The organism is Vibrio sp. 14N.309.X.WAT.E.F5 (assembly GCF_030397615.1).
GTDB classification, from domain to species: domain Bacteria; phylum Pseudomonadota; class Gammaproteobacteria; order Enterobacterales; family Vibrionaceae; genus Vibrio; species Vibrio lentus.
This window is the reverse complement of sequence record NZ_JAPNXR010000006.1, coordinates 97,370-123,618: the sequence shown is the minus strand read 5'-3', so window position 1 is coordinate 123,618 and position 26,249 is coordinate 97,370. Positions and strand designations below refer to the sequence as shown.

Below are 26,249 nucleotides of genomic sequence, written 5' to 3'. Positions count from 1 at the left end.
TTGTAATGAAAGAAGGCGCTCTGAGACTAGAGTGCCTTTTTGTTTTCTGGTCAGAACACATCACGTTTACGCAGACAAAACTTGCAAACTCATTTTAGTCAGGTAGAAAAGGAGGGCAGGTATTCACATGACTAATGTTAGGTTTGACACTATTATCACTTAATCTGCTCAATAGCGTGATATCCTTAGCCATCGCCTCACCATGAGGCATAGCTCCATTATTATAGTTAAAGCGATAGGTATGTCTGAGAGTTTATTATTTCATAAAACATTTACTCACCCTACGAGCGATGAATGGGTTGTGTTTGTGCATGGCGCGGGGGGCAGCTCCTCAATCTGGTTCAAACAGATCAAAGCGTATAAACAACATTTCAACTTGCTTCTCATTGATCTGAGAGGGCATGGCAAGTCAGACAACATACTTAAAGGCCTGATTACGAACCGCTATACGTTCAAATCGGTCACGCTCGATATCCTTAAAGTACTTGATCATCTAAAAATCCGTTCAGCGCATTTTGTAGGTATGTCTCTTGGAACGATTATTGTTCGCAACGTAGCGGAATTAGCTGCAGGGCGTGTGCGTTCAATGGTACTCGGTGGTGCCGTGACTAAGCTCAATACTCGCTCTCAAGTACTAATAAAGCTGGGTAATTTAAGCAAGCACATCATTCCATACATGTGGCTATACAGCCTTTTTGCTTATGTTGTTATGCCGCAGAAAAGCCAAAAAGAATCTCGCCATCTATTTATCCGCGAAGCCAAAAAACTGTGTCAAAAAGAATTTAAACGTTGGTTCATCCTTACCGCTGATGTGAACCCTCTGATGAAGTACTTCAAAGATAGAGAGTTGCCGATACCAACCCTTTATTTGATGGGAGAACGTGACTACATGTTCATTAAGCCCGTAAAAGAGATGGTTGAAGCGCACGAGTCGAGTGAGTTAGTGGAAATAGCGAATTGCGGACATGTGTGTAATGTTGAAAACCCTGAAGAGTTCAACCAACGTTCTATCGCGTTTATTCAAAAACAAATCCAGTGACTCTCTTGGGTCGCGATCAGAACAGATGAATAAATCGAATTAAATAAAAACGGGAAGCTAATATTAGCTTCCCGTTTTTATTTTAAGGGAGGAGTATCGATGGTTCGTTACTTGGGCGCTTACTCTGGAGAAGCGGCACCACATTGCCAACAAGAACCGAATTGCGCTTCATTGACTTCATGGCACTCACCACAACGCCACTCTTCATAGATGATCGAATCTTGCTGTTTTTGGTAGTCATTGACTATCGTACGGGCTTTACTGGCCAATTCTGGCTCATATAACCATACGTAAGGGTCAGTTTCCTCAGTGAATGGGATTTCTCCTTTCAAACCGAACAAGCCCTCACCACGGACTTCACACGCAATATTCTCACTTTCTAACAATCCACAGATGATATGGGCTTCTGTAGGATTCGATGCACTGAAGATTTTCATTGAAATAGAACCTTATTCGGCTTTGGGTTTTAGTCAGCTATATACGTTATTCCGCTATACACGTTAGTCAGCCACAGGTGCTGAGCGAAACTTACTCATCAACCATTTAGCAATAATTGGGAAAACTCCCAACAAGGCAAATGACAATAGTACTGAAGGAGATACGATACCCGAAAGTGAATCAATTTCTGCGAGTTGAGTACCAGCATTCAAGAAAACCGCAGTACCTGGCAACATCCCTATTTGGCTTGTGATGTAGTAACGAGTTACCGACATTGGGGTTAACCCCATTAACAAGTTGATAAGGAAAAATGGGAAGACAGGGATCAGGCGTAGAGAGAATAAGTAAAATGCCCCGTCTTTTTCAACGCCCTTGTTAATCGTTGCTAACTTGTCGCCAAACTTGGTTTGGATCCAGTCACGTAACAGGTAACGGCTACTTAAGAAGGCGAGGGTTGCACCAATAGCGCTCGCGAAAGACACCAGCAGTAAACTGTTCCAGAAACCAAACAAGGCAGCGCCTAACAGCGTAACAACCGCAGCGCCAGGAATTGAGAAAGCCGTGATCATGACATAGGCGGCGAAGTAAATTGCAGCAGCGGCAATAAAATTGCTCTCGATGTAGTCATTCAAAACAGCTTGTTGAGCTTTCGCATTCTCAAGTGTTAGGTATTGGCCGAAATTGACGCCTAACAAGACGATAGTTACGACCAACACGATACCCAATATCATTTTCTTACTCATTGATACTTCCTCTAATTTTTCAATGCATACCATTAGTATAGATAGACAGGCAAAGCATAGATTAACTTTCAACAGATATAAAAAAAGCCGCAAGAATGCGGCTTAGTTATGTAGATAGTTTGAACTGACAATATTAATTGACGCGACTGATAAGCTCTTCACGACGTTGCTGCGGTATAACAGACCAATGAGTACCATTGATCGCACCTTCTAGCGCCCAAAGCAGCTCAATGCTGACAGAGGAAGCATGTGATTCCTTGATGGCGTTAAATGCGTTTACAGAGCCAGATTCATATAAACATTCTACAGAATCGATCCCGGCCTTTTTTAACATACGCTCGGTAGCGAGTCGAAGGTTAGGGAGGTCCTTTAATCGAGTTGGCTTAGCAGAAGATTGCTCAGCTTTCTCTTCTTTAGCAAACCCCAAAGACGTCGTAGCAAGCTGCAAGATTTTTTCTTGGTCTTGCCACAAGCCTTCCGGCAATGCGAAATACTTTGTGACGACAGGGAAACCACGTTTTTTGTAGACGTATGGTCGAAACCCTTGTTGCTCGAATTGCTTTGTTGTGTCTTTGTCCGCTCTTATGTGCAGCTGGTCGTTAACAACCAGAGCAAACATAGTGTCATCAGCAAAAAGCCCGAATCCACCAAACATTGAGCGTGATTTTATTTTTCCTAGGGGCTCAAATAATTTCATTGAGTCCTTTAGTATCGGTTTATCCATGTTATCTATCTCGGTGTATTTGAACTACGCCACCAAATAAGCAGGTCCGAGAGATTAGCAAAATGTTGCAATTAAATTGTCAATAAGCCGTAAATTACTAAATTGTTAGTAATTACCGCATTTTGCCATCGGTAACCCCGCTACCATACCAACGAGTGGTTTAGGCCGGAAGCTTTGCGTCTCACTCTTTCGAGTGGTTTGCCCTGTGCGTGACTGACTGAATAGAATAAAGTTTTTGTTGAATGAGGCTCACACCTGATATTTCAAAATGTGATATTGCTTCAATTAATGATCTTGGTGTTATGCAACTGGGTTTATTTTATCTGCTTATAAAAAAAGCGCACTCAAAGGTGCGCTTAATGAAATTAAACTCGATTTATCAATTAATTTAACGTTTTAACTGTGCTTCGCTCAACAATTTCTGGGTGCATTTCGAAGACTCGTTTTTCATGATCTTTATCTTTAATGCGTTCCAACAAAATTTCGAATGCATTTTTACCAACACGACGCTTAGGTTGGTGAACCGTCGTCAATGGTGGAGAGAAGTATTCTGCAAGTTCAATGTTGTCGTAACCGATAACCGAAATATCTTCAGGAATACGAATACCTTGCTGTTGCAGACGACTCATTAGGCCAAGTGCCATTGTGTCGTTAAAACAGAATACTGCAGTAGGGCGATCTTCCATCTGAGCAATTTTATCAGCCGCAAGTACAGCGGTATCACACTCAAAGTTACCTTCAATGATGAGCTTTTCGTCGGTTGCGACCTTCGCTTCATTGAGTGCGCGTTTGTAACCCGCGATGCGTTCTACACATGCTGCTTTGTCTAAGTGGCCACTTAAACAAGCAATCTTTGTGTGACCACGTTCTAGCAAGTACTTGGTTGCTAGATAGCCGCCTTCTTCAGAGTTGTCGATGATCTTATCAGCTTGAGAGGTTTCAGGGCCCCAATCCATGACAACTTTTGGGATATCAGCATGGCGATCTAACATGCCACGAAGTTCTTCTGTTAAGTCAGAACACATAACCAAGATGCCATCTACACGTTTTTCTGCAAGCATTCGAATGTAGTCACGTTGCTTCTCATAGATACCACCTGTGTTACACAGAATCAAAGTGTAACCTTGACGGTAGCAGTAGCTTTCAACACCATCGATCACTTCAGAGAAGAAGAGGTTTGTTGATTGAGTCACTAGCATGCCGATAGTGCGTGTTGAATTGCATTTCAAGCTACGCGCAACAGCACTTGGCGCGTAGTTTAACTCGTCTACGGCTTTATTTACTTTCTCTTGAGTCGCTTCTGCAACAAAACGTGTCTTGTTGATTACGTGAGAAACGGTGGTAGTTGATACGCCTGCTAAGCGAGCGACATCTTTTATAGTGGCCATGGTTTTATCCTATTAGAAGCTACTTTCCCAAAGTACGGAATAAAGTAGCCGTTAAGCTACCTAACTAAGAGCTTAAATTTGTAGGGCTCTTTGGGGTACTAAAGTGCTAAAAAACAAAAAACCGCTATTGAGCGGCTTGTCTTAACACCGAAATGCTCTGAACTTAAATAAGCATAGCATTTCGTGAATGTTTCATATTTTATCGTTTGCGGTCACAATTTTAGACTGACTAGAAATTACTCGCAATAAAATTCACCCAGAAATCTGGGTGAATTGTCACATTCTATTGAATTTGTTTACTTAATCATCAGCGAATCTTATTCACCCGCTAAATACTGAGTGTCCAGATTACAGAAGGCCACGAGAAGAGTTGCCACAGATGCATAGAAACCGAATGAATCGATCTCACAACATTTAGCGTTGAATTTTGGTACCCAAGTTAGCAGTTGTTGTTCAATAAACTGCTGTTGAACAGCGAACGATTTTTCTAATTCTTCTTCAAGCTCAGTTTCATTTGAACGGATGATGAGATTGCCAAGGAAATCAAGTTCGATAGCAATGTGGTCTGCTGGCTCTTTCAGATCTTGGTTAACCACCAAGTTGTGCTTAGCCATGATCTCTTCCATGTCTTTAGCTGGCTTGTCGTTTAATAGACCTGTTTCGCCGATATACATTGAAGCGTAAGGTAGAGCACCATGTTTATCTGTCTTTAAAAATAGATCGCAAAAGTCAGCAGACAGTTCTAGTTGGGCATCTTCACGTGTTTGTAGACGGTTCAATGCGTCTACCAGTTTATCAATCGCAGGCTTGAGTGTTTCGTTTTCGCCTAAACCAGTCAGGAAAGAACGGATCTCAACAGAGTGGTAGTGGTCGAGTTCTTCTTGTGTGAGCTCTTTAGCGAACAAGCTTGATAGCCACCAGTAGATTTCAGCTCTTTGTTCGTTGAATGCTTTCGTATCTTTCATTTCATAGATCCTGATTTAGTCTTGTGATGTTTATATACCCAAGCATCGCGAAGTCATTTGGGTATAAGCACACCAAGGCTCAATAACAAGGTTATTTGCTAAACGCAAAGTGACTCGTTAGTCGTAATGCCTATATTGAATTGCGATGGACGATAAATAGCAAGGTTTTAGATTGTCTTGTATCAAAAAAGATTCATGTTTCTCGCTTTTATCTGCTGTACCACTAGAATTGTTACTAGTTATGAATAGAATGGTTACTGAAACTATTAAATAAGAAAAGTGGTGTAGATGAGCTATCACGTATTAGTCGTAGAAGATGATGTGGTAACCCGAAGTAAGCTGGTTGGATATTTCCAGAACGAAGGTTACACAGTGAGCGAAGCGGAAAGCGGCGCTCAGATGAGAAACGTGTTGGAAGAAAACAACGTTGATCTCATTATGCTAGACATCAACTTACCAGGCGAAGATGGATTGATGCTAACTCGCGAATTACGCAGTCAATCGGACATTGGGATTATTTTAGTTACTGGACGCACGGATAGCATCGACAAAATTGTAGGCCTAGAAATGGGCGCAGACGATTATGTTACTAAACCCTTCGAACTTCGCGAGTTATTAGTTCGAGTTAAAAACTTACTTTGGCGTATTGCTGCGGCTCGCAAAACCGCGGTTGGTACGGCAGTTGAAGCTGAAGACGAATCTGTGGTTCGTTTTGGTGAGTGGACGTTTGATATCCCTCGTCGTGCTTTAAGTAAAAATGGTGAGCCAGTTAAGCTGACTAAAGCAGAATATGAGCTGCTCGTTGCGCTTTCTTCTTACCCTAACCAAGTGTTAAGTCGCGAACGTATTTTGAACATGATCAGCCACCGAGTGGATGCTCCAAATGATCGAACCATCGACGTGCTAATCCGTCGCATGCGTGCGAAGATGGAGTTCGACCCTAAGAACCCACAAATCTTTGTGACGGTTCACGGAGAAGGTTACATGTTTGCTGGTGACTGATTCTCTTCGGGAGTTCTAGTCAGCAACAAAATTTGAACGTAAAAAAGCCGAGGCGTCATTGATGTCTCGGCTTTTTATTACTTGGTTTTTACAATTAACGAATTGAACAGCTGCAACTTACTAGGTTACTCAGTTTTACTCATTCGCAGAGTTACTCATTCGCAGAGTTACTGATTAGCTTAGTTTATTGAGGTTGCGCTGCAGAAGCTGCGCTGTTTTCATCGACTAAGCTAGAAGCAGCAGGAAGAACAATCGGTTCTTCAACTGGGTCGCTGCTTGTGTCTAGCCAATCACGTAGGCTCTGCCAAACCAATCCCATTGTTTCGTGCCAGTAACGCTCTGTTTGTTCAAGATAGAGTGCTTTTGGCATGTACTTATTCCAAGGTTCAACAATCCCTTCTTGTGCAAGGTAGTTGGTTGGAGCGGGTAATGGTTTCATGCCAGCGGCATTGAATTCATTAAGTGCGCGAGTCATGTGGCTTGCTGAAGTCACGAGCACCATTCTTTTGTTTTTCACGAATGCAGCGGCTTGGCGAGCTTCTTCCCACGTATCTTTTGCGGTTTCAAGCAGAATGATATCGGGTTTTGCGACACCGAGTGCTAGCGCGACCTTAGCCATCATTCTTGCGTTGCTCACTTCAGTGCCTGCCCCATAGCCAGACAAAATAAGTTTCGCTCCAGGGTAGAGGCGTAGAATGCGGATCCCTTCACTTAAGCGCATTAAACCTGTGCGGCTAAGCTCCGATGTGGGTGGTATTTGATCATCGACGACGTGACCACTTCCGAGAACCATTACATAATCGACGGTTTCATCGACGGGTAAAAATGCAGTGTGTTGCCTTTCCATTGGCATTAAAAGTTGACTAGAAACTGGTTGGAAAGCGATTAGGAAAATACCACAGAGGGCTGAAAGGGTAATTAGGCAACCAGTCTTCCTTTTGGTAGTAAACATCACTAGGGCTAAACCCAGAAAAGCGAGAATTAACATTGCTGGCAGTGGCATCAATAGCGAAGACACTACTTTTTTCAGCTCAAACATATCCGAATAGTCCGAAAAAACATCACTTAGTAGTAAAAAGAGACATCGCCTCTTTATTCCTGAAATTCCTGTGACAGAATAGCAGGCACGATAGGACATAATAACTCAAGTAGCCGTGACTGAAGACCGTAATTTCGACGATATTGCCCACAAATTTGCAAAAAATATTTACGGCTCTGACAAAGGAGAGATCCGTCAGATCATCGTATGGGAAGATTTAGAACAAGCTTTGAGCAAATTTGAACAATCAGCTTCACCTCTGCATGTTCTTGATGCCGGAGGCGGTCTTGCGCAGATGTCGCAAAAAATTGCGTCGTTAGGGCATGACGTCTCTCTGTGTGATCTCTCTTCTGAGATGCTTAAGCTTGCACAAGAAAGTATCAACGAAGCGGGTTTGTTAGAACAGTATCGGTTTATTCATTCTCCGGTACAAAAAGTGGCAGAACACCTTGAAGACCAAGTCGATTTTGTGATGTTTCATGCCGTAATGGAATGGCTCGCAGATCCTAAAGAGGCGCTTGATTTATTACTGGAACAAGTAAAACCCGGTGGCGTTGCCTCGATAATGTTTTACAACCACCACGGATTAGTCCTGAAAAATGTGATTTGTGGCAACATTCCTCATGTATTGAATGGGATGCCACATCGAAAACGGTTTAAGCTGCAACCACAAAAAGGCTTGAAGCCAGAAGAGGTTTATCAATGGATAGAAGAAGCTGGTCTAGAAATCTGTGGTAAATCAGGCATTCGTTCCTTCAGTGACTACATAGGTAATATGGAGTACATGGGCGATTACCAATTTGAAGATGTATTGGAACTAGAAAAACAGCTATGCCGCCAAGAGCCATATCTGTCACTAGGCCGTTATATTCACGTTTGGGCTCAAAAACCTGCGCAATAGCAGCGGTGAATGTGGTAAAAGAAGCCACAACATGCGCTATGCAATCGTAAGAAGCCCGCGTCATAAAGAAATAGGCGTAATATCTAACATGTTCGATATTACGAAAAACAGTAACAGGAACCACAATGAGTGAAATGACTCAAACTGCCGAAGAGCAGCCAATTGATGAGTTGGTAGGCTGGGTCAAGCAGCATGACTTTTCATTAAACTTGCCGCCAGAGCGTTTAGCATTTTTGATTGCTATCGCAGTGCTAAGCAATGAAAGGTTCGATGAAGAGCTAGGTGAAGGTGAATTGCACGATGCATTTACCATTGTCACTCGTCTGTTTGAAGATACCGGCGAAGCGTCTGCATTCCGTGCAAACAACGCTATCAACGAGTTGGTTAAACAAAAACTGATCAGTCGTTTTACTAGTGAGATCACCGACGGTGCAAGTATTTACCGTCTTTCTCCACTTGCGATCGGAATTTCAGATTATTACTTACGTCACCGTCAATTCTCTAAGTTAAAACTGTCGATTCAACTTTCGATGGTTGCAGATGAGATGGCTAAAGCGATTGAAGCTGCGCAAAAAGGCGGAACACCTGGTCACTGGCAAAAGAACGTTTATGGCGTTTTGAAATATTCAGTGGGTGAGATCTTCGATCAGATCGATTTAAACCAGCGTGTGATGGACGAGCAGCAACAAACCGTCAAACAACAAATCGCCGATCTGCTTAATAAAGATTGGCGAGAAGCGATCAATAACTGTGAGTCTTTGCTATCGGAAACCTCAGCTACGCTAAAAGAATTGCAAGATACCTTGCAAGCGGCCGGTGACGAACTGCAAACCCAGATCCTCGATATTCAAGAAATTGTGTACGGTGACGATGAACTCGAGTTCGTAGGCGAAACCTTGTTTGGTTTGCAAATGAAACTCGATCGAATCACCAGTTGGGGCCAACAGGCGATCGACTTATGGATCGGTTATGACCGTCACGTGCATAAGTTTATCCGTACCGCGATTGATATGGATAAAAACCGTGCCTTTAGCCAACGCTTACGTCAGTCGGTTACCGACTACTTTTATGCGCCTTGGCTACTGACTTATGCCGATGCTGAAAAGCTCACCGATCTTCGTGATGAAGCCTTGGTGCTTCGTGATGACGAAGTGATGGGACAAGCGCCAATCGACGTAGAGTACGAAGAATTCGAGCAAGTGAACGACCTGCTTTCAGACCGAATTGCAGAGATGTTAAAAGCTCACAAACAGCAAGGAGCGCCAATTGATCTTGGTCTTGTGCTACGCGATTACCTCGCAGCACACCCTCGCACACACCATTTTGATTTAGCCAGAATTGTTGTCGACCAAGCCGTGCGCTTAGGTTACTCAGCGTCTGACTATCAGGCTATTCAGCCAGATTGGCAGGCAATCAACGATTTCGGTGCAAAGGTACAAGCAAATGTCATTAACAAGTACTGATGATTACATGCCAGAGAAACTGGTAAAAGCGATAGCGAACCCGTTGTTCCCTGCGCTAGACAGCATGCTGCGTTCAGGTAAGCATGTTTCAACAGAAGATTTAGACAACCACGCGTTGCTTTCTGATTTCGAAGTAGAACTTCAGCATTTTTACCAACGCTACAACACGGAACTCGTGAAAGCGCCTGAAGGTTTCTTCTATCTGCGTCCGCGTTCAACGTCTTTGATTGGCCGAAGCGTTTTGTCTGAGCTCGATATGCTCGTTGGCAAGGTATTGTGTTTTTTGTACCTAAGCCCAGAGCGTTTAGCCCACGAAGGTATTTTTACTAATCATGAGCTATTTGATGAACTGATTTCGCTAGCTGATGAGAAAAAACTCATGAAACTGGCGACGAACCGAGCTTCGGGTTCTGACTTGGATAAAGAAAAGCTCTTTGAAAAAGTACGCACATCTTTACGTCGTTTACGTCGTATCGGCATGCTGATTGCGATTGGTGAAACGGGCAAATTCCGAATCAGTGAAGCGGTGTTCCGTTTTGGTGCTGATGTTCGTGTTGGCGATGACATGAAAGAAGCTCAGTTACGTCTTATCCGTGATGGTGAAGCCGTGGTTCATACACAAGAGCCAAACCAAGGCAGCTTGCTAAATGAAGAGCAGGCAGAAGCCGCATCAGAACTAGACGTAGACGAAAACGGTCAGCAAGACATTTTTAACGATCAAGCCGGCTTTGATGATGAATCAAACCTTGGCGAACAGAACAAAGTAGAAGGTGATGCATGATTGAAAGAGGTAAGTATCAATCATTAACCATGATCAACTGGAACGGCTTCTTTGCGCGTACTTTTGATATCGATGGATTGGTTACAACGCTTTCTGGCGGTAACGGTGCGGGTAAGTCGACCACAATGGCGGCATTCATCACAGCGTTAATTCCTGACCAAAGCCTCCTGCACTTCCGTAATACAACGGAAGCCGGCAGTTCACAGTCCTCTCGTGACAAAGGTCTTTACGGTAAGCTTCAACCTGGCGCGTGTTATGCCGCGTTAGATGTTGTGAACTCTCGTAACCAGCGCCTATTGTTTGCAGTAAAACTGCAGCAAGTAGCGGGTCGTGATAAGAAAGTAGACATCAAACCGTTTGTTATCCAAGGCCTCCCAAGCCATGTGAAACCAACCGATGTTTTGATTCAGAACGTTTCAGACAGCCATGCTCGCGTATGCCAGTTGAATGACGTGAAAGCGGCGGTAGCGCAATACGAAGGCGCTCACTTTAAAGCATTTTTTTCGATTGTTGATTACCACTCACAGATGTTTGAATACGGTGTGGTACCGAAGAAACTGCGTAACAGTAGCGACCGTTCTAAGTTCTACCGTCTGATTGAAGCATCGCTTTATGGTGGTATCTCAAGTGCAATTACGCGTTCACTGCGTGATTACCTTCTGCCACAAAATGGTGGTGTGAAGAAAGCATTCCAAGACATGGAATCAGCACTTCGCGAAAACCGTATGACACTTGAAGCGATCAAAACGACTCAGTCGGATCGTGACTTGTTCAAACACTTGATCACAGAATCGACCAATTACGTGGCAGCTGACTACATGCGTCACGCGAATGATCGCCGTAATAAGCTTGATCAAACCATGAAGTTCCGTGGTGAATTGTTTGGTTCGCGTGAAACCTTGCTTAATCAAAACAACCTGTTGAATCGAGTTCAAGAAGAGTTGGAGCAATTGGTTGATCAAGAATCTGCACTTGAGCAAGATTATCAAGCGGCTTCGGATCATCTTCAGTTGGTTCAAACTGCACTTCGTCAGCAAGAGAAAATTGCTCGCTACAGCGAAGATCTAGAAGAGCTTAACGAGCGTCTAGAAGAACAGATGATGGTGGTTGAAGAAGCTCAAGAACGAGTACTTCTTGCTGAAGAGCAGGCAACCATTACTGAAGAAGAAGTGGATAGCCTGAAAACTCAGCTTGCTGACTACCAACAAGCGTTGGATGTTCAGCAGACTCGTGCACTTCAATACCAACAAGCCGTTCAAGCGTTAGAAAAAACCAAGCAGTTGTTGGGTGACGACTCTATTACCGCAGAAAGCGCATTAACTTTGGTTTCTGAGCTAAAAGCACAAGAAGAATCAAGCACTCAAACGCTACTGTCGACTAAACATAAGCTAGACATGTCTTCTGCTGCTTCTGCACAGTTCGACAAAGCGCTGTCTCTTGTTAAAAGCATTGTTGGTGATGTTGAGCGTAAAGATGCCTCTCACAGCGCTAAACAAGCGTTAGAGAAAGGCCGTAACGCAAAACACGTTGTTGAAAACGAACAGCAGTGGCGTGCACAGCACCGCGATATGGCTCGTGATGTAGCGCAGCAGCGTCAAGCTAAAGAGCTAGCGACTGAATACCAAAAGCAACACAACGTGTTACTCACGGATGAAGCGATCTTTGATGAAGAACGCGAACGTCATGCTATGCAGATCGAGTCTCTTGAGTACGCTCAAGAAGAACTGCGTGAATCTAAGAGTGAGCAACGTCGTGTTCAACAAAATCACGATCAAGAAATTCAAAAACTGGAGTCAATTGCTCCAGCATGGATCACTGCCAACGACGCGCTTGAGACATTAAGAGATCAAACGGATGCTGAGCTAGAAGATAGCCAAGCGGTGATGACTCAAATGCAGCAAGTGCTTGAAGGCGAAAAATCTCAAGCGGTCGCGAAAGATCAATTAGCGACTCGTCGTGCGCAACTTGAACAAGAGATTGAACGCTTAGCGTCTCCGGGTGGTTCTAATGATCCTCGCTTGAAAGGCCTAGCTGATACCCTTGGTGGTGTGCTGCTTTCTGAGATCTATGACGACATTACCATTGGTGATGCACCGTATTTCAGTGCGATGTATGGCCCGGCTCGTCACGCGATTGTTGTGTCTGATCTTGATGGTATTAAAGAGAAACTGGTGGATCTTGAAGATTGTCCAGACGACCTTTACATCCTTGAAGGCGATGTCGATGCATTTGATGACAGCTCATTCAATGCTGACGAATTAGAAGGCGCGGTGTGTGTTCAGCTGAACGATCGCCAAATGCGTTACTCTCGTTTCCCTGAGATCCCATTGTTTGGTCGCGCTGCTCGTGAGCAACGATTAGAGAAATTACGCGAAGAGCGTGATGTTGTTGTGGAAAACCATGCGAAAGCGGCGTTTGATGCACAAAAGCTGAATCGCCTATACCAAGCATTCAATAGCTTTGTTGCTAAACACCTACACGTTGCTTTTAACGCCGATCCTGAACAGGCGCTAGTGTCTATTCGCGATAAGCGTAACCAAATTGTTCGTTCTCTGGCAGAGCTAGACTCTAAAGAACAACAGCAACGCAGCCAGCTTCTACAAAGCAAGCAGGCAATCGGTGCGCTAGATAAATTAGCACCAATGGTTCGTATTTTAGAAGACGAAACATTGGTTGAACGTCTTGCTGAATTGGAAGCGCAACTAGAGCGCTTGAGTGAAGCGAAGTCGTACCTGAACAACCATGGTAAAGCATTGGCGTCTTTAGAGCAGATCGTTTCAGCACTTGACGCTGATCCTGAACAGTTCGAGGCACTAGAAGCGCAATACCAACAAGCCGACCAAGCTCTACAAAGCTTGAAAGGCAAAGTGTTTGCTCTGTCTGACTTAATCGAACGTCGTCACTACTTTGCTTACGCGGACTCTGTTGATCTTCTAAACAAGAGCAGCGAACTGAGCGAGCAATTGAAAGCGAAGTTGGTTCAAGCAGAACAAGCAAGAACCAAAGGCCGTGATGGCTTGAAGCAAGCTCGTGAACAGATGAACCAGTACAGCCAAGCATTGGCAGCACTGAAGAGCTCACATCAAGCGAAACAAGAAACGGTTCAAGAGTTCAAACAAGAGCTTCAAGAGTTTGGCGTAAATGCTGATGAAGGCGCTGAAGAACGTGCTGTACGTCGTCGTGATGAACTGCACGAGCGTTTACACACTTCACGTGGTCGTAAGAGTGAATACGAGCGTACCATTACGTCGACTGAACTTGAGATGAAAGCACTGGCTAAGCGTCTTAAGAAAGTACAGAAAGAGTACACCGAGCTTCGTACCTTCGTTGTTGCAGCGAAAGCGGGTTGGTGTTCAGTACTTCGTTTAGCGCGTGAGAATGATGTTGAACGTCGTCTGCACAAACGTGAGTTGGCTTACCTAACGGCAGGCGAGCTTCGCTCTATGTCGGATAAATCACTGGGTGCACTGCGTTTGGCTGTGTCTGACAATGAAGACCTACGTGATTCGCTGCGTCTATCTGAAGACAACGCGCATCCAGAGCGTAAAGTTCTGTTCTACATTGCGGTTTACCAACATCTTCGTGAGCGCATTCGCCAAGACATCATTCATACGGATGATCCAGTTGAAGCAATCGAAGAGATGGAAGTTGAACTTGCTCGTCTAACAGAAGAACTGACGCAGCGTGAAAACCGCTTAGCGATCAGCTCTGAATCGGTAGCAAGCATCATCAAGAAAACGATTCAGCGTGAGCAGAACCGTATTCGTATGCTCAACCAAGGTCTGTCGAACATCTACTTTGGTCAGGTTAAGGGCGTGCGTTTGAACGTTAAGATCCGTGAAAGCCACGAGATCTTGCTATCAGGTCTAGCGACTCAACAAGAGCAGCATAAAGACTTGTTCGAATCAACGCGCTTTACCTTCTCTGAAGCGATGGCGAAACTGTTCCAACGTGTGAACCCACATATCGATATGGGTCAACGTTCTCCACAAGTTCTTGGTGAAGAATTACTGGATTACCGTAACTACCTAGAGCTGAGTGTTGAAGTTAACCGTGGTTCAGATGGTTGGTTACAAGCGGAATCGGGCGCACTGTCTACGGGTGAGGCGATCGGTACGGGTCAGTCAATCCTATTGATGGTTATCCAGAGTTGGGAAGAGGAGTCTCGTCGACTTCGTAGCAAAGATATTGTGCCATGTCGTTTGTTGTTCCTTGATGAAGCCGCACGTTTGGATTCTAAGTCAATCTCTACGCTGTTTGAACTGTGTGACCGTTTAGGTATGCAACTTCTGATTGCTGCGCCAGAGAACATTAGCCCAGAGAAAGGTACGACTTACAAACTGGTTCGTAAGGTCTTCAAAGACCACGAACATGTACATGTTGTTGGCCTGCGTGGTTTTGCTCAAAACAAACCAGCGTCTCCGGTGCAAGAGCTTATCGAAGAAGCTGAGCAATAACCTTGATAACTGAACAATAACCTTGATAGCCGGGCTATAAGCTCGACAGCGACTCAATGATATTTATTCAAAGCCCCTAATCATTAGGGGCTTTTTTGTATCTCGAATATAACTTTCTGCATTCAAACTCTCCGTCCAATCCACTCTCATAGTTACTGATAAGACCACTCATACCTTATGGTTATTATCAATGGAACTTGTTTGAGGTCACACGCACAAAACCACAAATAATGTATGGTAATGACATAGGTTTAATAATATTAATAATATTGTATTACTTAAATTTTAATTATTGATAACTCGCGTGTGCGAAAGGTAAAGGTAGGACTTAGGTATGATTCAAATCGTTATTGATGGGAAATATCGAATCGTCGAGCAAGGGCAAACCGTTCTTGAAGCGGCAAAAACATGTGGTTTGGAGATCCCATCTTTATGTGGTTTGAACAAAACAGCGGATAAAGTACCGTGTGATTTGTGTGTCGTTGAAGTTGATGGCGTTGGCGTTACTCGCTCTTGTGAGCTTGAAGTGTCTAATGGGTTGAATATTACCACTCAGTCAAAACAGTTAACGAACCATCGACAAGAAGCGTTGAACCGCATCATGACCGATCATTACGCTGACTGTGAGGCACCATGCCAAACCGCTTGCCCTGCTGGCGTCGATATCCAATCTTACCTACATCATATTGCTCAAAATGATCATATCAAAGCGATAGAGGTGATTAAAAAGACGCTACCGATGCCGCTTTCGATTGGTCGTGTATGTCCTGCTTTCTGTGAAACCGAATGTCGTCGTAACTTGGTCGATGAATCCATCGCGATTCGCCAGCTCAAACGACATGCAGCGGACGCGGATCTAGCGGCTCAAGAGAGCTACATGCCTCCTAAGAAGCCAAACAAAGGCAAGCGCGTAGCAATCGTCGGTAGTGGCCCCGGTGGTCTTACGGCAGGCTATTATCTGTCGAATGAGGGGTATGACGTCAGTGTTTATGAGTCGATGCCTAAAGCGGGTGGTTGGCTGCGTTACGGTATCCCTGAATATCGCTTACCAAAGTCGATTCTCGATAAAGAAATTGAGTTGATGTGTCGCAACGGGATGGCCGTTGAATGTGACAAAAAGTTGGGCGTTGATTTTACATTGTCGAATTTAAGCAACGACTTCGATGCGGTTTGTTTAGCGGTTGGTGCATCACAAGCCGTTGAGATGAATTACACCGGAAGTGATTTAGCCGGTTGTTACCTAGGTGTCGATTACCTAAAAGACTATGTGACCGACAAGCATTTCACTACAGGTAAAAAAGTCGCAGTGATCGGCGGTGGTAATACCGCGATTGATTGTGCTCGAACTGCAGTCCGTGATGGAGCCGATACCACGCTAATTTATCGACGAACACGAGATGAGATGCCGGCGGAAGACTACGAAATTGAAGAAGCCGAACACGAAGGCGTCAAATTCCACTTCTTGACCAATCCAGCTGAAAATATCGCGGATGAAAATGGTCATGTATCTGAAATCAGGTTAGAGCGTATGGCACTTGGTCCTGCAGATGCTTCTGGTCGACGAAGCCCGAAACCGACGGGGGAGTTTTTTGTTGAGGCTTTCGATACCGTGATTGCTGCCGTGTCGCAAAAGCCTGATCTGAGCTTTATGGACAATGAGTCACTAGAAATCCCGTTAACGCGTTGGAATACCGCTGACGCTGATCCACAAACCATGCACACGGGAACAGGCAATATCTTCAGTATTGGCGATTTCCGACGTGGACCTGCAACTGCTGTCGAAGCGGTGGGAGATGGCCGAATTGCTGCGCAAGCGATCGACCGATTCTTTAATGGTGACATGAACCAGATCCCTACCAAGCCTTTCAATTCAAGAAAGCAAAAGCAGCTAAAAGCCGTTGATCCAGAGCAATATAAATCGATACAGCGAATGGCTCGTAAGATCATGCCAGAGCTCACACCAGAGCAGCGCGAGCAAAGTTTTGAAGAAGTGGAAACTGGCTTTGATAATACCGATGCGATAGCTGAAGCAGCAAGGTGTTTAGAGTGTGGTTGCCAAGCCAATACCGATTGCGACCTGCGAGACTATTCGACTGAATACAAGGCAACGCAAACGCATCCAGAATACAAAATCGATGTGGCTTCTAACGACAGTTGGCAAGCGATTCGCGCGGAAGAAACTAAGGTCGGTTTAACAAGACAAAAATTCGCGGTTGATGACAGCTCTGAATTCATCATTTTTGATGCCAATCGCTGCATCAGTTGCGGTCAGTGTATTCAAGCGTGCCGTGAACAGAATGTTCATGGCGTTTTAAGCTTCATGAACCAATCAGATGGTAAGCCTGCGTCGAGGCCTGAGTGTCGTCCTAACTTCGGGGCCGATAAGGCCTTAATGGGCGATTCTAACTGTGTGCAATGTGGCTCATGCGTTCAGGCATGCCCGACAGGCGCAATGGTGGATGCCCGTGACAGAAAGCAAGGTGACACAGACTTACTTAAGAAAGTCGACACCATCTGCACCTATTGTGGTGTGGGTTGCAAACTCACTGTGCATGTCGACGAGAAGAAAAACAAAATCCGTTATATCGAAGGTGGCGACTCTCCAGTTAATGAAGGGATGTTGTGTGTGAAAGGGCGATTTGGTTTCGACTTTGTCGGCAGCGATGCGCGTTTAACCACACCATTAATCCGCAAAGATGGCTGGCTACAACCCGCAAGTTGGGATGAAGCGATTAAATTGATCGCTGATAAATTTACTGCGATTAAACAAGGCTTTGGCAGTAATGCTCTAGCGGGGTTCTCATCGGCTAAAACCACCAACGAAGACAATTATGCTTTCCAAAAATTCATCCGCCGTGAGCTTGGAACTAACAACGTCGACCACTGCGCTCGTCTTTGCCATGCTTCAACCGTAACTGGGCTTGAAGCTTCTCTGGGCAGTGGGGCGATGACCAATGATATTCCAAGCATCAAGCACTCAGATGTGATCTTTATTATTGGGTCAGACACCACCTCGGCGCACCCAATTATTGGTTCGCACATCAAGCAAGCGGTGAGACATGGTGGCGCTCGTCTTATTGTCGCCGATCCAAAAAGGATCGATATCGCCGATCATGCTGAACTCTATTTAGCGCATCGACCGGGTACTGACGTTATGTTGATCAATGGTGTGATGCAACAGATCATCAAGCACGGTTGGTATGATCAAGAGTATATTGAAGACCGAGTTGATGGCTTTGATACCTTGTTACAAGAGGTGATGTCGCCAAGCTATTCCTTAGACAAAGTGGAACTAGTGACTGGTGTGAAAGCCGAAGATATCTTCGCGATGGCGCGTTTGATTGGTACCGCAGAACGCACAGCTGTGTATTACTCAATGGGTATTACGCAACACACCACAGGGCACGATAACGTTCGCTCGATTGCTAACCTGCAACTCCTGTGTGGCAATATCGGTATTGAAGGTGGTGGTATCAACCCATTACGTGGTCAATCCAATGTTCAGGGTGCATGTGACATGGGCGCGTTGCCAAACAATCTACCGGGTTATCAGAAAGTCTATAACCCAATGGTTCGTCAAAAATTTGCGATGGAGTGGGGAGTTTCCGATTTACCTGCTGAAACGGGACTAACACTCACCGAGATCATAGATGCGGCGTGTCACCGTGACGTACGTGGTTTATACGTGATGGGCGAAAACCCAGTGCTCAGTGACCCGAACCAAGCTCACGTGATTGAAGGGCTTGAAGCGCTGGATTTCCTTGTCGTTCAAGACATCTTCTTAACCGAAACTGCGCAGTATGCAGACGTGGTTCTGCCATCTTGCTCGTTTGCTGAAAAGTCGGGGCACTTTACTAATACTGAGCGACGTGTTCAGCGTATTAACCCTGCGGTTAATCCTCCCGGTGAAGCGAAAGAAGACTGGGTGATTATTCAGATGCTAGCCAACGCATTGGGTGGCGGTTGGGACTATAACACCGTTGCCGATATCACCAATGAGATAGCAAGAGTGACACCGCAGTATGGTGGCTTACGTTGGGAGAATATTACAGTGAATGGTGTTCAGTGGCCGAGTAATAAGAACAACCCTGACGGTACTCGTATCATGCACCAAACTCAATTCACTCGTGGGCGTGGTCAAATGGAAGCCATTCCGTTTCGATATGCGGCAGAGCTACCAGATTCAGAATACCCATTAGTGCTAACAACGGGACGTGTGCTGGAGCAGTTCCATACGGGTACCATGACTCGCAAAACAAAAGGGTTAGACAACTTAGCCGGACCGCGAGCAATGGTCAGCGTTCATGATGCTGAAGCGTTAGGGATCTCCAATGGACAGATGTTAAAAGTCTCGACACGTCGTGGTGAGATAGAGATTGCTGCTTTTGTCACTAAGAGAATGCAGAAGGGGGTGGTGTTTATTCCATTCCATTTTGTGGAATCTCCGGTGAACCGCTTGACGACGACAGCGACGGATCCACATGCCAAGATCCCAGAGTTTAAAGTAGCGGCTGTGCGTATTGATCCAATCCGTAAGCCTGAAATTGAAGCAACAGAGGCCTAGCTTAATACGCTAACTTAAATTTCAGACATTAAAAAGCCGCGTAACTCTCAGAGTTATGCGGCTTTTCTATTGAACTCGATTAGGCATCGAATTACTTACTCAGTGACCAAGGTTAACTTGGTTAGCTCTTCATTTAGATTAGCTTGATACAATTTCGCTACCGTGAACACCAAATTGCTTAGCAGCGTAGGCAACGCGCTCTGCAGCTTTTGGGTATTCAGCAGGTGTACCTAGATTTTCAATATGATGCAAGCGAGGCAATAAACCTGCGCCGTTTGCAATCTGTATTGCTAATCCAGGTCGAGCATTAAGCTCCAGTACCATTGGGCCTTCTTCTTGGTCTAAAACCATGTCAGTACCCATGTAACCAAGACCTGTCATTTCCCAAGCGCTAGATGCAAGAGTCAGTAGTTTCTCCCAATGCGGCACTTGAAGTGCCGCCAACTCTTTCCCTGTATCTGGGTGATGAGTTACTGGTTGGTCAAACTGAACCGCACGCACGGCTTTCCCGGTCGCGATGCAAATACCGACACCCACAGCACCTTGGTGCAAGTTTGCCTTGCCGTCAGAAGCTGAGGTAGAAAGGCGCATCATTGCCATCACAGGGTAGCCTTTAAATACGATGATTCGTACATCTGGCACGCCTTCGTAACTGAAGCCTTCGAAACACTCATCAAACTTGATGAGGTTTTCAACTACAGCTACATCGTTCTTACCACCTAGCGAGAAAAGACCGGCTAGAGCATTACTTATGTGGCGCTCTACGTCTTCTTCGTTAATGGTTGAACCCGATGGTTTAGTGTAAACCCCATCTTTATGAGAGATCACGACAAGGATGCCTTTACCGCCACTTCCTTGTGCTGGCTTAATAACAAAGCCAGGCCACTCTTTAACCATTTTATGGATTGTTTTTACTTCAGCTTGGTGACCAATTACGCCAATCAACTTTGGTACGGTTGCACCAGCCTGTTCAGCAATAATCTTAGTCTTAAGCTTGTCATCAACGAGTGGATACTTGGAACGATCATTATAGCGACCAATATAACTATGGTTACGCTTGTTCATCCCCATTATGCCTTTGTCTTTCAACTTAAACGGTGAAGTAAATTGATCAAACATAACTTAGTCCTCCGCTAGCGGTTTAAAGCGACGAAGCTCGGTTAGGCGGTAGCCTGTGTAGTTACCTAGTAGCAAGATGGTCGCTAGAATTACAAGCTGCAAACCAATAAAGTTGAACGTTAAGTGTTGAATGAACGGGTTAGTCATACCTAAGTAAACAAGTACCGCGGTAAATAGTGAGCCGCCACCTTGTAGTACAACTTCTTTCGCGCCTTCTTCTTCCCAAAGGATAGACATACGTTCGATAGTCCAAGACAAGATGATCATTGGGAAGAACGTAATCGATAGGCCTTCGGTGAGTCCGATTTTAAATGCGACGACAGTAAATATCGAGATAATCATAATTACCGTAATAATTACGGCGGATATCCTGGCCACAAGCAAGAGGTTGAGTTTGGATAAGTAACTTCGAATTATAAGACCAGTACCAACAATCAGTAGGAAGCCAACAATACCTGTCACCAACTGCGTTTGAACGAATGCCACGGCAATCAGAACGGGCATGAATGTACCAGAAGTCTTAAGACCGATGATAACTCGCAGGAACACAACGATAAGCGCACCAATTGGAATCAGCATGATGGTTTTAAACATCGCTTGCTCTTCTAACGGTAGGCTGTGGATCGACAGGTTCAACAGCTGATCGGCAGAGACTTTACTGCTGGTTGCTTCTGTTGGTGAAATTTCCTGAGCAATCATCGAGAAGTGAACTTTACTGTTCTGGCCGCCCACTACATCTAATAGAGAGACATTTGATTCGTCCCAGATGAGTAGGTTTGGTTGAACTTGTTGCTCGCTAGATTCAGGAGAGAATAGAACCCACTGGTTATTATCCCAAATTTGGTTCATATGTTGGATTGATTGACGACGACGTCCGTCTTCCAGTTCAATAACACCGACGACTTTGTTGTGGATTTTAGCGGCAGAAAGTAGCTTGTGTGTCGCTTCCACTTTAGTCATGTTATTCAGAATCAGCGCTGAGTTTTGGCTGTCTGGATCGTTAAGCGTTTTGATTAACTCACGAGTAAAGGTGATGTTGTCTGCTGAACGCTTGGTTGCTCTGTCAATCAAAGCAAGAGCTGCAGCTTCTTCAGGGCCGTCAAAGCTTGGTTGAGCCACTTCACCTTCTGGAGGTGTTGAGGTAACGTTCGCTTGGCTATCGACTAAGAACTGTGTCTTGTAGTAGATAGTTTGCGGGCCATCTGCGTGACGAATTGACCACTCAGCTCGGCGACCTGAATCTGTGTTCAAGTATGAAATGCCGTAGCCTGGTGATGAAGCTGACTCGCCGATAAGTGTAAAGTTAGACTGTGTGTGAGGTGCCGCTAGTGAAACTTTTGCTTCTTTGCCCACTGCATTGAATTCGATACGAGCTTCAATGTCCCAAACCTGATTAGTTTCGCCTGGAGTCCAGGGTACACCGTAGGTTGTATGTCTGAACATACTCAGTGTTATACCTGCTACGATGAGCAGGAAAATTGAGATATAAAATGGAATTCTTGACGTCATAGCTTACCCTACTATTGTTATTTAACTTCCGTTTGTACGTATTTTTTACTTACATCTACTAGCGCTATGTCTTTGATAAATTCGCGCCCTAGTAATACAGGGTGACTCATTTGAGAGCGATCCGCCAATGTAAATTGCGCTTTTTCATGGATTTTTCCAACTTTCACCCATAATTCAATCACAGCTCTACGTTCTGTCTGATCATTGGTTGATTGGCGGATTTTCACAAAACGTACAACAGGTGCTTCAATCCATTTCTGGTCTTCTGGCGATTGTGCTTTATCTGCTAAGTGGAACTTCACCCAGTCTTTACCGTTACGCTCGAATTCTTTGATGTCTACAGCATTTAAAGAAGAGGTTGTTGCGCCGGTATCAACACGTGCATCAAAGCTTTGGTTGATAGAATCAATGGATACTTTTTCGATTCCGCCAAGGATGGTCGGTTGTGATGTAGGAGCGATAGGTGGGGTTGTCACTGCTACAGGTTCTTCTTCCTCTAGCTGTTCAATAACTTTGTGTTCCATGCTCGTTAGGTGAACATCTAATTGGTTAGAAAGGGTGATAACTTCCTCTTCTAAGCTTTCTATATAATCACTTTGATTGCTGACTTGCAGTTCAAGGTTTTGAACCTTATTTGCGATGTTTGTCTCTGAGCGGGCAATAGCGTCGAGAGTTTCTTGGTGGTAGGCCGCACCATTGGTGAGGGTACAGCCAGAGAGCAAACCAACCGCCACAATTGGCGATAATCGCTTAAACATAAAAAAAACCTTTGGAAATTAGAGAATAGTTCAGACTATTTAGAAGTTTAGCCTACAAAAAAGGATGCGTGAAGCATCCTAATGTAAGAGTCTGGTCATATTGAATCGCAATGTGAGCGCTGCGCCAGTTATCGCCAATTGAAATAGCTCACTTATTAAACATAAGTCAATTTTTGTTCAATTTACGCGCTATTAAGTCAAAGTTTACTGCGACAGATGTGATGGCTTCACTGCTACCCCAAACGATTATTCGGTGGTCACCAGAATAATAGTTTGGGGTAACGAATTTATGGCTTTGTCGCCACAAGAACTGCACGTCTCGGCGCTGGGTGACCTTCAACCGTTTTACTTGGATCATTCGGGTCTAAGTAATCTGGCAAAGAGTTGTGTGTCATCCATTCTGTTGTGCGTTGTTCGCCAACTGTCGTAACATTTTCATCAACGATGCGAACGTCTTCAAAGCCTACTTGTTCAAGCCAGCGTTTCAGTGCGCGAGCAGATGGGAAGAAGTACACGTTTCTCATTTGCGCGTAGCGGTCAACAGGCACAAGAACAGCGTTTTCGTCACCTTCAATCACTAACGTTTCAAGTACCAGTTCGCCACCAGATACCAATTGGTCTTTTAGTTGAATCAAATGATCAAGCGGTGAACGTCGGTGGTAAAGCACACCCATGCTGAATACAGTGTCGTAAGCTTCCAGTTTTGGCAGTTGTTCAATACCTAAAGGTAAAAGATGAGCGCGTTGGTCATCGCCCATCAGCTTACGGATGGCTTCAAACTGAACAAGGAAAAGGTGGGATGGGTCGATACCGACGGTCAAACGAGCACCTTCACCTAACATACGCCACATGTGGTAGCCATTACCGCAACCTACATCGAGTACTGAACGGTTTTTAAGCGGTGAAATATGCGGAAGTACACGGTCCCATTTCCAGTCGCTGCGCCATTCTGTATCGATATGAATGTCATGAACGGTGTAAGGACCTTTGCGCCAAGGGTGGAACGTCTTTAATAAGCTTTCTAGCTTTTTAAGTTCACCCGTTTGAAATGGTGTGCTGCTGCCGATAGTCACAGAGTTTTTTAAATCAACTTGATCAGGCACGCCTTGCGGGATTTTATTCAGTGCACGTAACCAACGGTCAAAGTCACCGTGCTCTGCATTTTGCCAATCCGTCAGCTGTTGAGGAAGAACATTGAGCCACGGCTGTAGGCGAGTGTCTTGGGCAATGAGTTGATAAAAATTGGCAAAATTAAACATAGTTTTTCACTGAGTTAATAGGGTCAATAAACCCTAAAATAAAAATTAAATTTGTCATTCCCTACAGTGAGGGACGAACATGATAGGGGATCTCGGTTTATCGTACTTGATAGAGATTCCCAACTCGCTCGTTCCTCGTTCTTGAGGATGACGTTTTAGTACGAGCTGACTGGGTATGTGCGCTATTTAATCGCGAACATCGAACCGAAGTTGAAGCATTGGAACCACACTTCGCTACTTGAGAAGCCAATCTTTTCAAAACGTTGCTTATGAACTGGAATCGAGTCTGGACGCATCACATTTTCGATAGCACTGCGTTTTTGGCTGACTTCGAGCTCGCTGTATCCGTTGGCACGTTTGAAATCATGGTGCAGGTCGATAAGCAGTTCATTTGAACTTTCATCTTCGAACACAAACTTTTCTGACAGAATCAAAATACCGCCCGGACGTAATCCAGCATGGATCTTTTCAAGCAGAGCGTAGCGGTCGTCTGGTGATAAGAACTGCAAGGTGAAGTTCAACACAACCACTGAAGCGTCTTTAATCTCGATTTCACGGATATCAGCTTCGATAACTTCGACTGGCGTATCGCTTCGGTAGGCGTTTACATGCAGCTTACAGCGTTCAACCATGGCTTCCGAATTATCGACAGCAAAAATCGTACAGCCTTCTTGTTGGATGTGACGGCGCATTGAAAGCGTTGCTGCGCCAAGAGAGCAACCCAAGTCGTAGATGTTTGAGTGTGGTTTTACGAAGCGTTCAGCTAACATGCCAATAGCAGAGATGATATTGCTATATCCAGGAACCGAGCGTTGAATCATATCTGGGAATACTTCAGCAACCCTTGCATCAAAGGTGAAATCACCAATTTTATCAATGGGAGCGGAAAAGATATTGTCTTTGTTGCTCATTGCATTCTCTCTCGACAGTCAGCGTAATCGGCACAGAATTCGTACCAAATAAAAGGGGACGTATTTTACGTAAAAAAATCGCTTGTGTCACGAAAACTGAGATTGATGAAAGTGAACGCATGTTAGTGGTTGTTTACTATCAAAACATCGAGATTTGATGGTCACCTTTTTGAGCAGGAAACTCCGCCAAATTAGGCAAGGTTATCTGTGTATGTTCAGCAACTTGCGTCTGTAATTGCTTATAGATAGCAATCGCCAATTCAGGAGCGTGATTGTTGTCTGGGGTGTGGATCATTAAATAAGGTTGTTTTCCTTCATTTAACCAAGTCGGTAATTTCGCAAACCAAGGTTTAAAGAAAGCGAGATTGGGTTCCTGATCTGGATGACCAATAAAGCGAACCATCGGATTGTTTGCCGTCGCAATGGCATGAACCGGAACACGTGGTTTCTTTTGATGCGCGTCGATTACCGCTTCTGTGGTTGGTGGTGCGGAGAAAACAGGGCGGCTATCCATGATGATGCGATTGATCCCTTCTTCTATTAACCAATGATTGAAGCGTTTTTCGGCATCGCCTTTATCAAAGAAGCCAAGGTGACGAACTTCAACGCCGAGCTGCATGTCTTTTGGAAATAAGGTACAAAATTTTTGCAGGGCAGGAAGCATGCTGGGTTCGAAGCTATGGGGCAATTGAATCGTCCACTGACCAATGCGTCTATGTAGGGGCGACATGGTGAGCAGAAATTCTTTGAGTTCGGCTTGGCAATGTTTTAAGTGCTGCTGGTGGGTGATGAACTTAGGCAGCTTAAAAGTAAACTTGAAATCATCGTGACTCGCGGCTTTCCAGTTATTGACCGTTGAGATACTGGGTGTCGCATAGAAAGTCGTGTTGCCTTCAACGGTATGAAAAACTTGGGTGTATTTTTCTAAGCGCTCAGCGGGTTTTGTTCCTTTACCATAAAACTGACTTTGCCACTCGGAATGAGACCACATTGTTAACCCAAGTCTTAGAGGTAAAGTTTCTGTTGTTATTACACGATCATCCATCTATTACACCGTTATTCATCACGCTATCAGTCATTACAAAAAGTTTTTGGTTTGAAACGAAAATCTACTGTACGAGAGTTTTGCTGATTAAGGTACTTTCGAGATATAATTAGCACAATTTTTTCGGTTTTGATGAATCTTTGC

Annotated in this window: 19 protein-coding genes and 1 riboswitch; of the genes, 7 read left to right on the top strand and 12 right to left on the bottom strand. The window is 44.7% G+C overall.

Annotated features, from left to right (window positions below; translation table 11 throughout):
- Positions 1-241 precede the first annotated feature (241 nt).
- Complete coding sequence (locus OW495_RS09305; protein ID WP_017105771.1) at positions 242-1,039, top strand: alpha/beta hydrolase; 798 nt, start codon at positions 242-244, stop codon at positions 1,037-1,039.
- Positions 1,040-1,158: 119 nt separating this feature from the next.
- Here the strand turns inward: OW495_RS09305 and OW495_RS09300 are convergent, their stop codons facing one another.
- From OW495_RS09300 to torD, 5 genes are all read right to left on the bottom strand, one after another.
- Complete coding sequence (locus tag OW495_RS09300; protein WP_017111051.1) at positions 1,159-1,476, bottom strand: DUF2007 domain-containing protein; 318 nt, start codon at positions 1,474-1,476, stop codon at positions 1,159-1,161.
- 63 nt (positions 1,477-1,539) lie between these two features.
- Positions 1,540-2,220: a TVP38/TMEM64 family protein gene (locus tag OW495_RS09295; protein WP_065111049.1), complete on the bottom strand. Its 681-nt coding sequence runs from the start codon at positions 2,218-2,220 to the stop codon at positions 1,540-1,542.
- Between the two features lie 133 nt (positions 2,221-2,353).
- Complete coding sequence (locus OW495_RS09290) at positions 2,354-2,944, bottom strand: TfoX/Sxy family DNA transformation protein (RefSeq protein ID WP_017105768.1); 591 nt, start codon at positions 2,942-2,944, stop codon at positions 2,354-2,356.
- A 127-nt stretch (positions 2,945-3,071) separates the two neighbouring features.
- A riboswitch (cyclic di-GMP riboswitch) is annotated at positions 3,072-3,157 on the bottom strand.
- Positions 3,158-3,327: 170 nt separating this feature from the next.
- The gene (gene purR / locus OW495_RS09285) at positions 3,328-4,332 is read right to left on the bottom strand and encodes an HTH-type transcriptional repressor PurR (protein WP_017105767.1); all 1,005 of its coding nucleotides are present in this window, start codon (positions 4,330-4,332) and stop codon (positions 3,328-3,330) included.
- 317 nt (positions 4,333-4,649) lie between these two features.
- Positions 4,650-5,297 carry a molecular chaperone TorD gene (torD, locus tag OW495_RS09280; protein WP_102326455.1) on the bottom strand — a complete coding sequence of 216 codons (648 nt, stop codon included), beginning with the start codon at positions 5,295-5,297 and terminating at the stop codon, positions 4,650-4,652.
- Between the two features lie 288 nt (positions 5,298-5,585).
- On the opposite strand from torD, the gene torR reads away from it, so the two are divergent.
- Positions 5,586-6,299 (top strand): two-component system response regulator TorR, encoded by a 714-nt coding sequence (gene torR / locus OW495_RS09275; RefSeq protein ID WP_017105765.1) that lies wholly within the window; start codon positions 5,586-5,588, stop codon positions 6,297-6,299.
- A gap of 184 nt (positions 6,300-6,483) precedes the next feature.
- Here the strand turns inward: torR and elyC are convergent, their stop codons facing one another.
- Entirely contained in the window at positions 6,484-7,338 is an 855-nt protein-coding gene (elyC, locus tag OW495_RS09270) for an envelope biogenesis factor ElyC (protein ID WP_029223559.1), read from the bottom strand.
- Between the two features lie 115 nt (positions 7,339-7,453).
- On the opposite strand from elyC, the gene cmoM reads away from it, so the two are divergent.
- From cmoM to fdhF, 5 genes are all read left to right on the top strand, one after another.
- On the top strand, positions 7,454-8,239 hold the full coding sequence (cmoM, locus tag OW495_RS09265; protein WP_102514511.1) for a tRNA uridine 5-oxyacetic acid(34) methyltransferase CmoM: 786 nt from the start codon (positions 7,454-7,456) through the stop codon (positions 8,237-8,239).
- 125 nt (positions 8,240-8,364) lie between these two features.
- The gene (gene mukF / locus OW495_RS09260; protein WP_102514510.1) at positions 8,365-9,702 is read left to right on the top strand and encodes a chromosome partition protein MukF; all 1,338 of its coding nucleotides are present in this window, start codon (positions 8,365-8,367) and stop codon (positions 9,700-9,702) included.
- Positions 9,683-10,483: a chromosome partition protein MukE gene (gene mukE / locus OW495_RS09255; protein ID WP_076668906.1), complete on the top strand. Its 801-nt coding sequence runs from the start codon at positions 9,683-9,685 to the stop codon at positions 10,481-10,483. Before mukF ends, mukE begins: the two co-directional genes overlap by 20 nt.
- Positions 10,480-14,940 carry a chromosome partition protein MukB gene (gene mukB / locus OW495_RS09250; RefSeq protein WP_102514509.1) on the top strand — a complete coding sequence of 1,487 codons (4,461 nt, stop codon included), beginning with the start codon at positions 10,480-10,482 and terminating at the stop codon, positions 14,938-14,940. Before mukE ends, mukB begins: the two co-directional genes overlap by 4 nt.
- 334 nt (positions 14,941-15,274) lie before the next feature.
- Complete coding sequence (gene fdhF / locus OW495_RS09245) at positions 15,275-19,504, top strand: formate dehydrogenase subunit alpha (protein ID WP_102514508.1); 4,230 nt, start codon at positions 15,275-15,277, stop codon at positions 19,502-19,504.
- Between the two features lie 138 nt (positions 19,505-19,642).
- Here the strand turns inward: fdhF and OW495_RS09240 are convergent, their stop codons facing one another.
- The 6 genes from OW495_RS09240 to OW495_RS09215 all read right to left on the bottom strand — a co-directional run bounded on the left by OW495_RS09240 (position 19,643) and on the right by OW495_RS09215 (position 26,105).
- Positions 19,643-20,623, bottom strand: coding sequence for an alpha-L-glutamate ligase-like protein (locus OW495_RS09240; RefSeq protein ID WP_017105758.1), 981 nt, complete (start codon positions 20,621-20,623; stop codon positions 19,643-19,645).
- Between the two features lie 3 nt (positions 20,624-20,626).
- Positions 20,627-22,132 carry an inactive transglutaminase family protein gene (locus tag OW495_RS09235; protein WP_017105757.1) on the bottom strand — a complete coding sequence of 502 codons (1,506 nt, stop codon included), beginning with the start codon at positions 22,130-22,132 and terminating at the stop codon, positions 20,627-20,629.
- Between the two features lie 17 nt (positions 22,133-22,149).
- Positions 22,150-22,890: an ATP-dependent zinc protease gene (locus tag OW495_RS09230; RefSeq protein ID WP_065103269.1), complete on the bottom strand. Its 741-nt coding sequence runs from the start codon at positions 22,888-22,890 to the stop codon at positions 22,150-22,152.
- A 287-nt stretch (positions 22,891-23,177) separates the two neighbouring features.
- Entirely contained in the window at positions 23,178-24,149 is a 972-nt protein-coding gene (gene cmoB / locus OW495_RS09225) for a tRNA 5-methoxyuridine(34)/uridine 5-oxyacetic acid(34) synthase CmoB (protein WP_017105756.1), read from the bottom strand.
- 182 nt (positions 24,150-24,331) lie between these two features.
- The gene (cmoA, locus tag OW495_RS09220; RefSeq protein ID WP_017105755.1) at positions 24,332-25,060 is read right to left on the bottom strand and encodes a carboxy-S-adenosyl-L-methionine synthase CmoA; all 729 of its coding nucleotides are present in this window, start codon (positions 25,058-25,060) and stop codon (positions 24,332-24,334) included.
- Between the two features lie 139 nt (positions 25,061-25,199).
- A complete protein-coding gene (locus OW495_RS09215; RefSeq protein WP_076668898.1) occupies positions 25,200-26,105 on the bottom strand; it encodes a DUF72 domain-containing protein in 906 nt (301 codons plus the stop codon).
- Between the last annotated feature and the right edge of the window lie 144 nt (positions 26,106-26,249).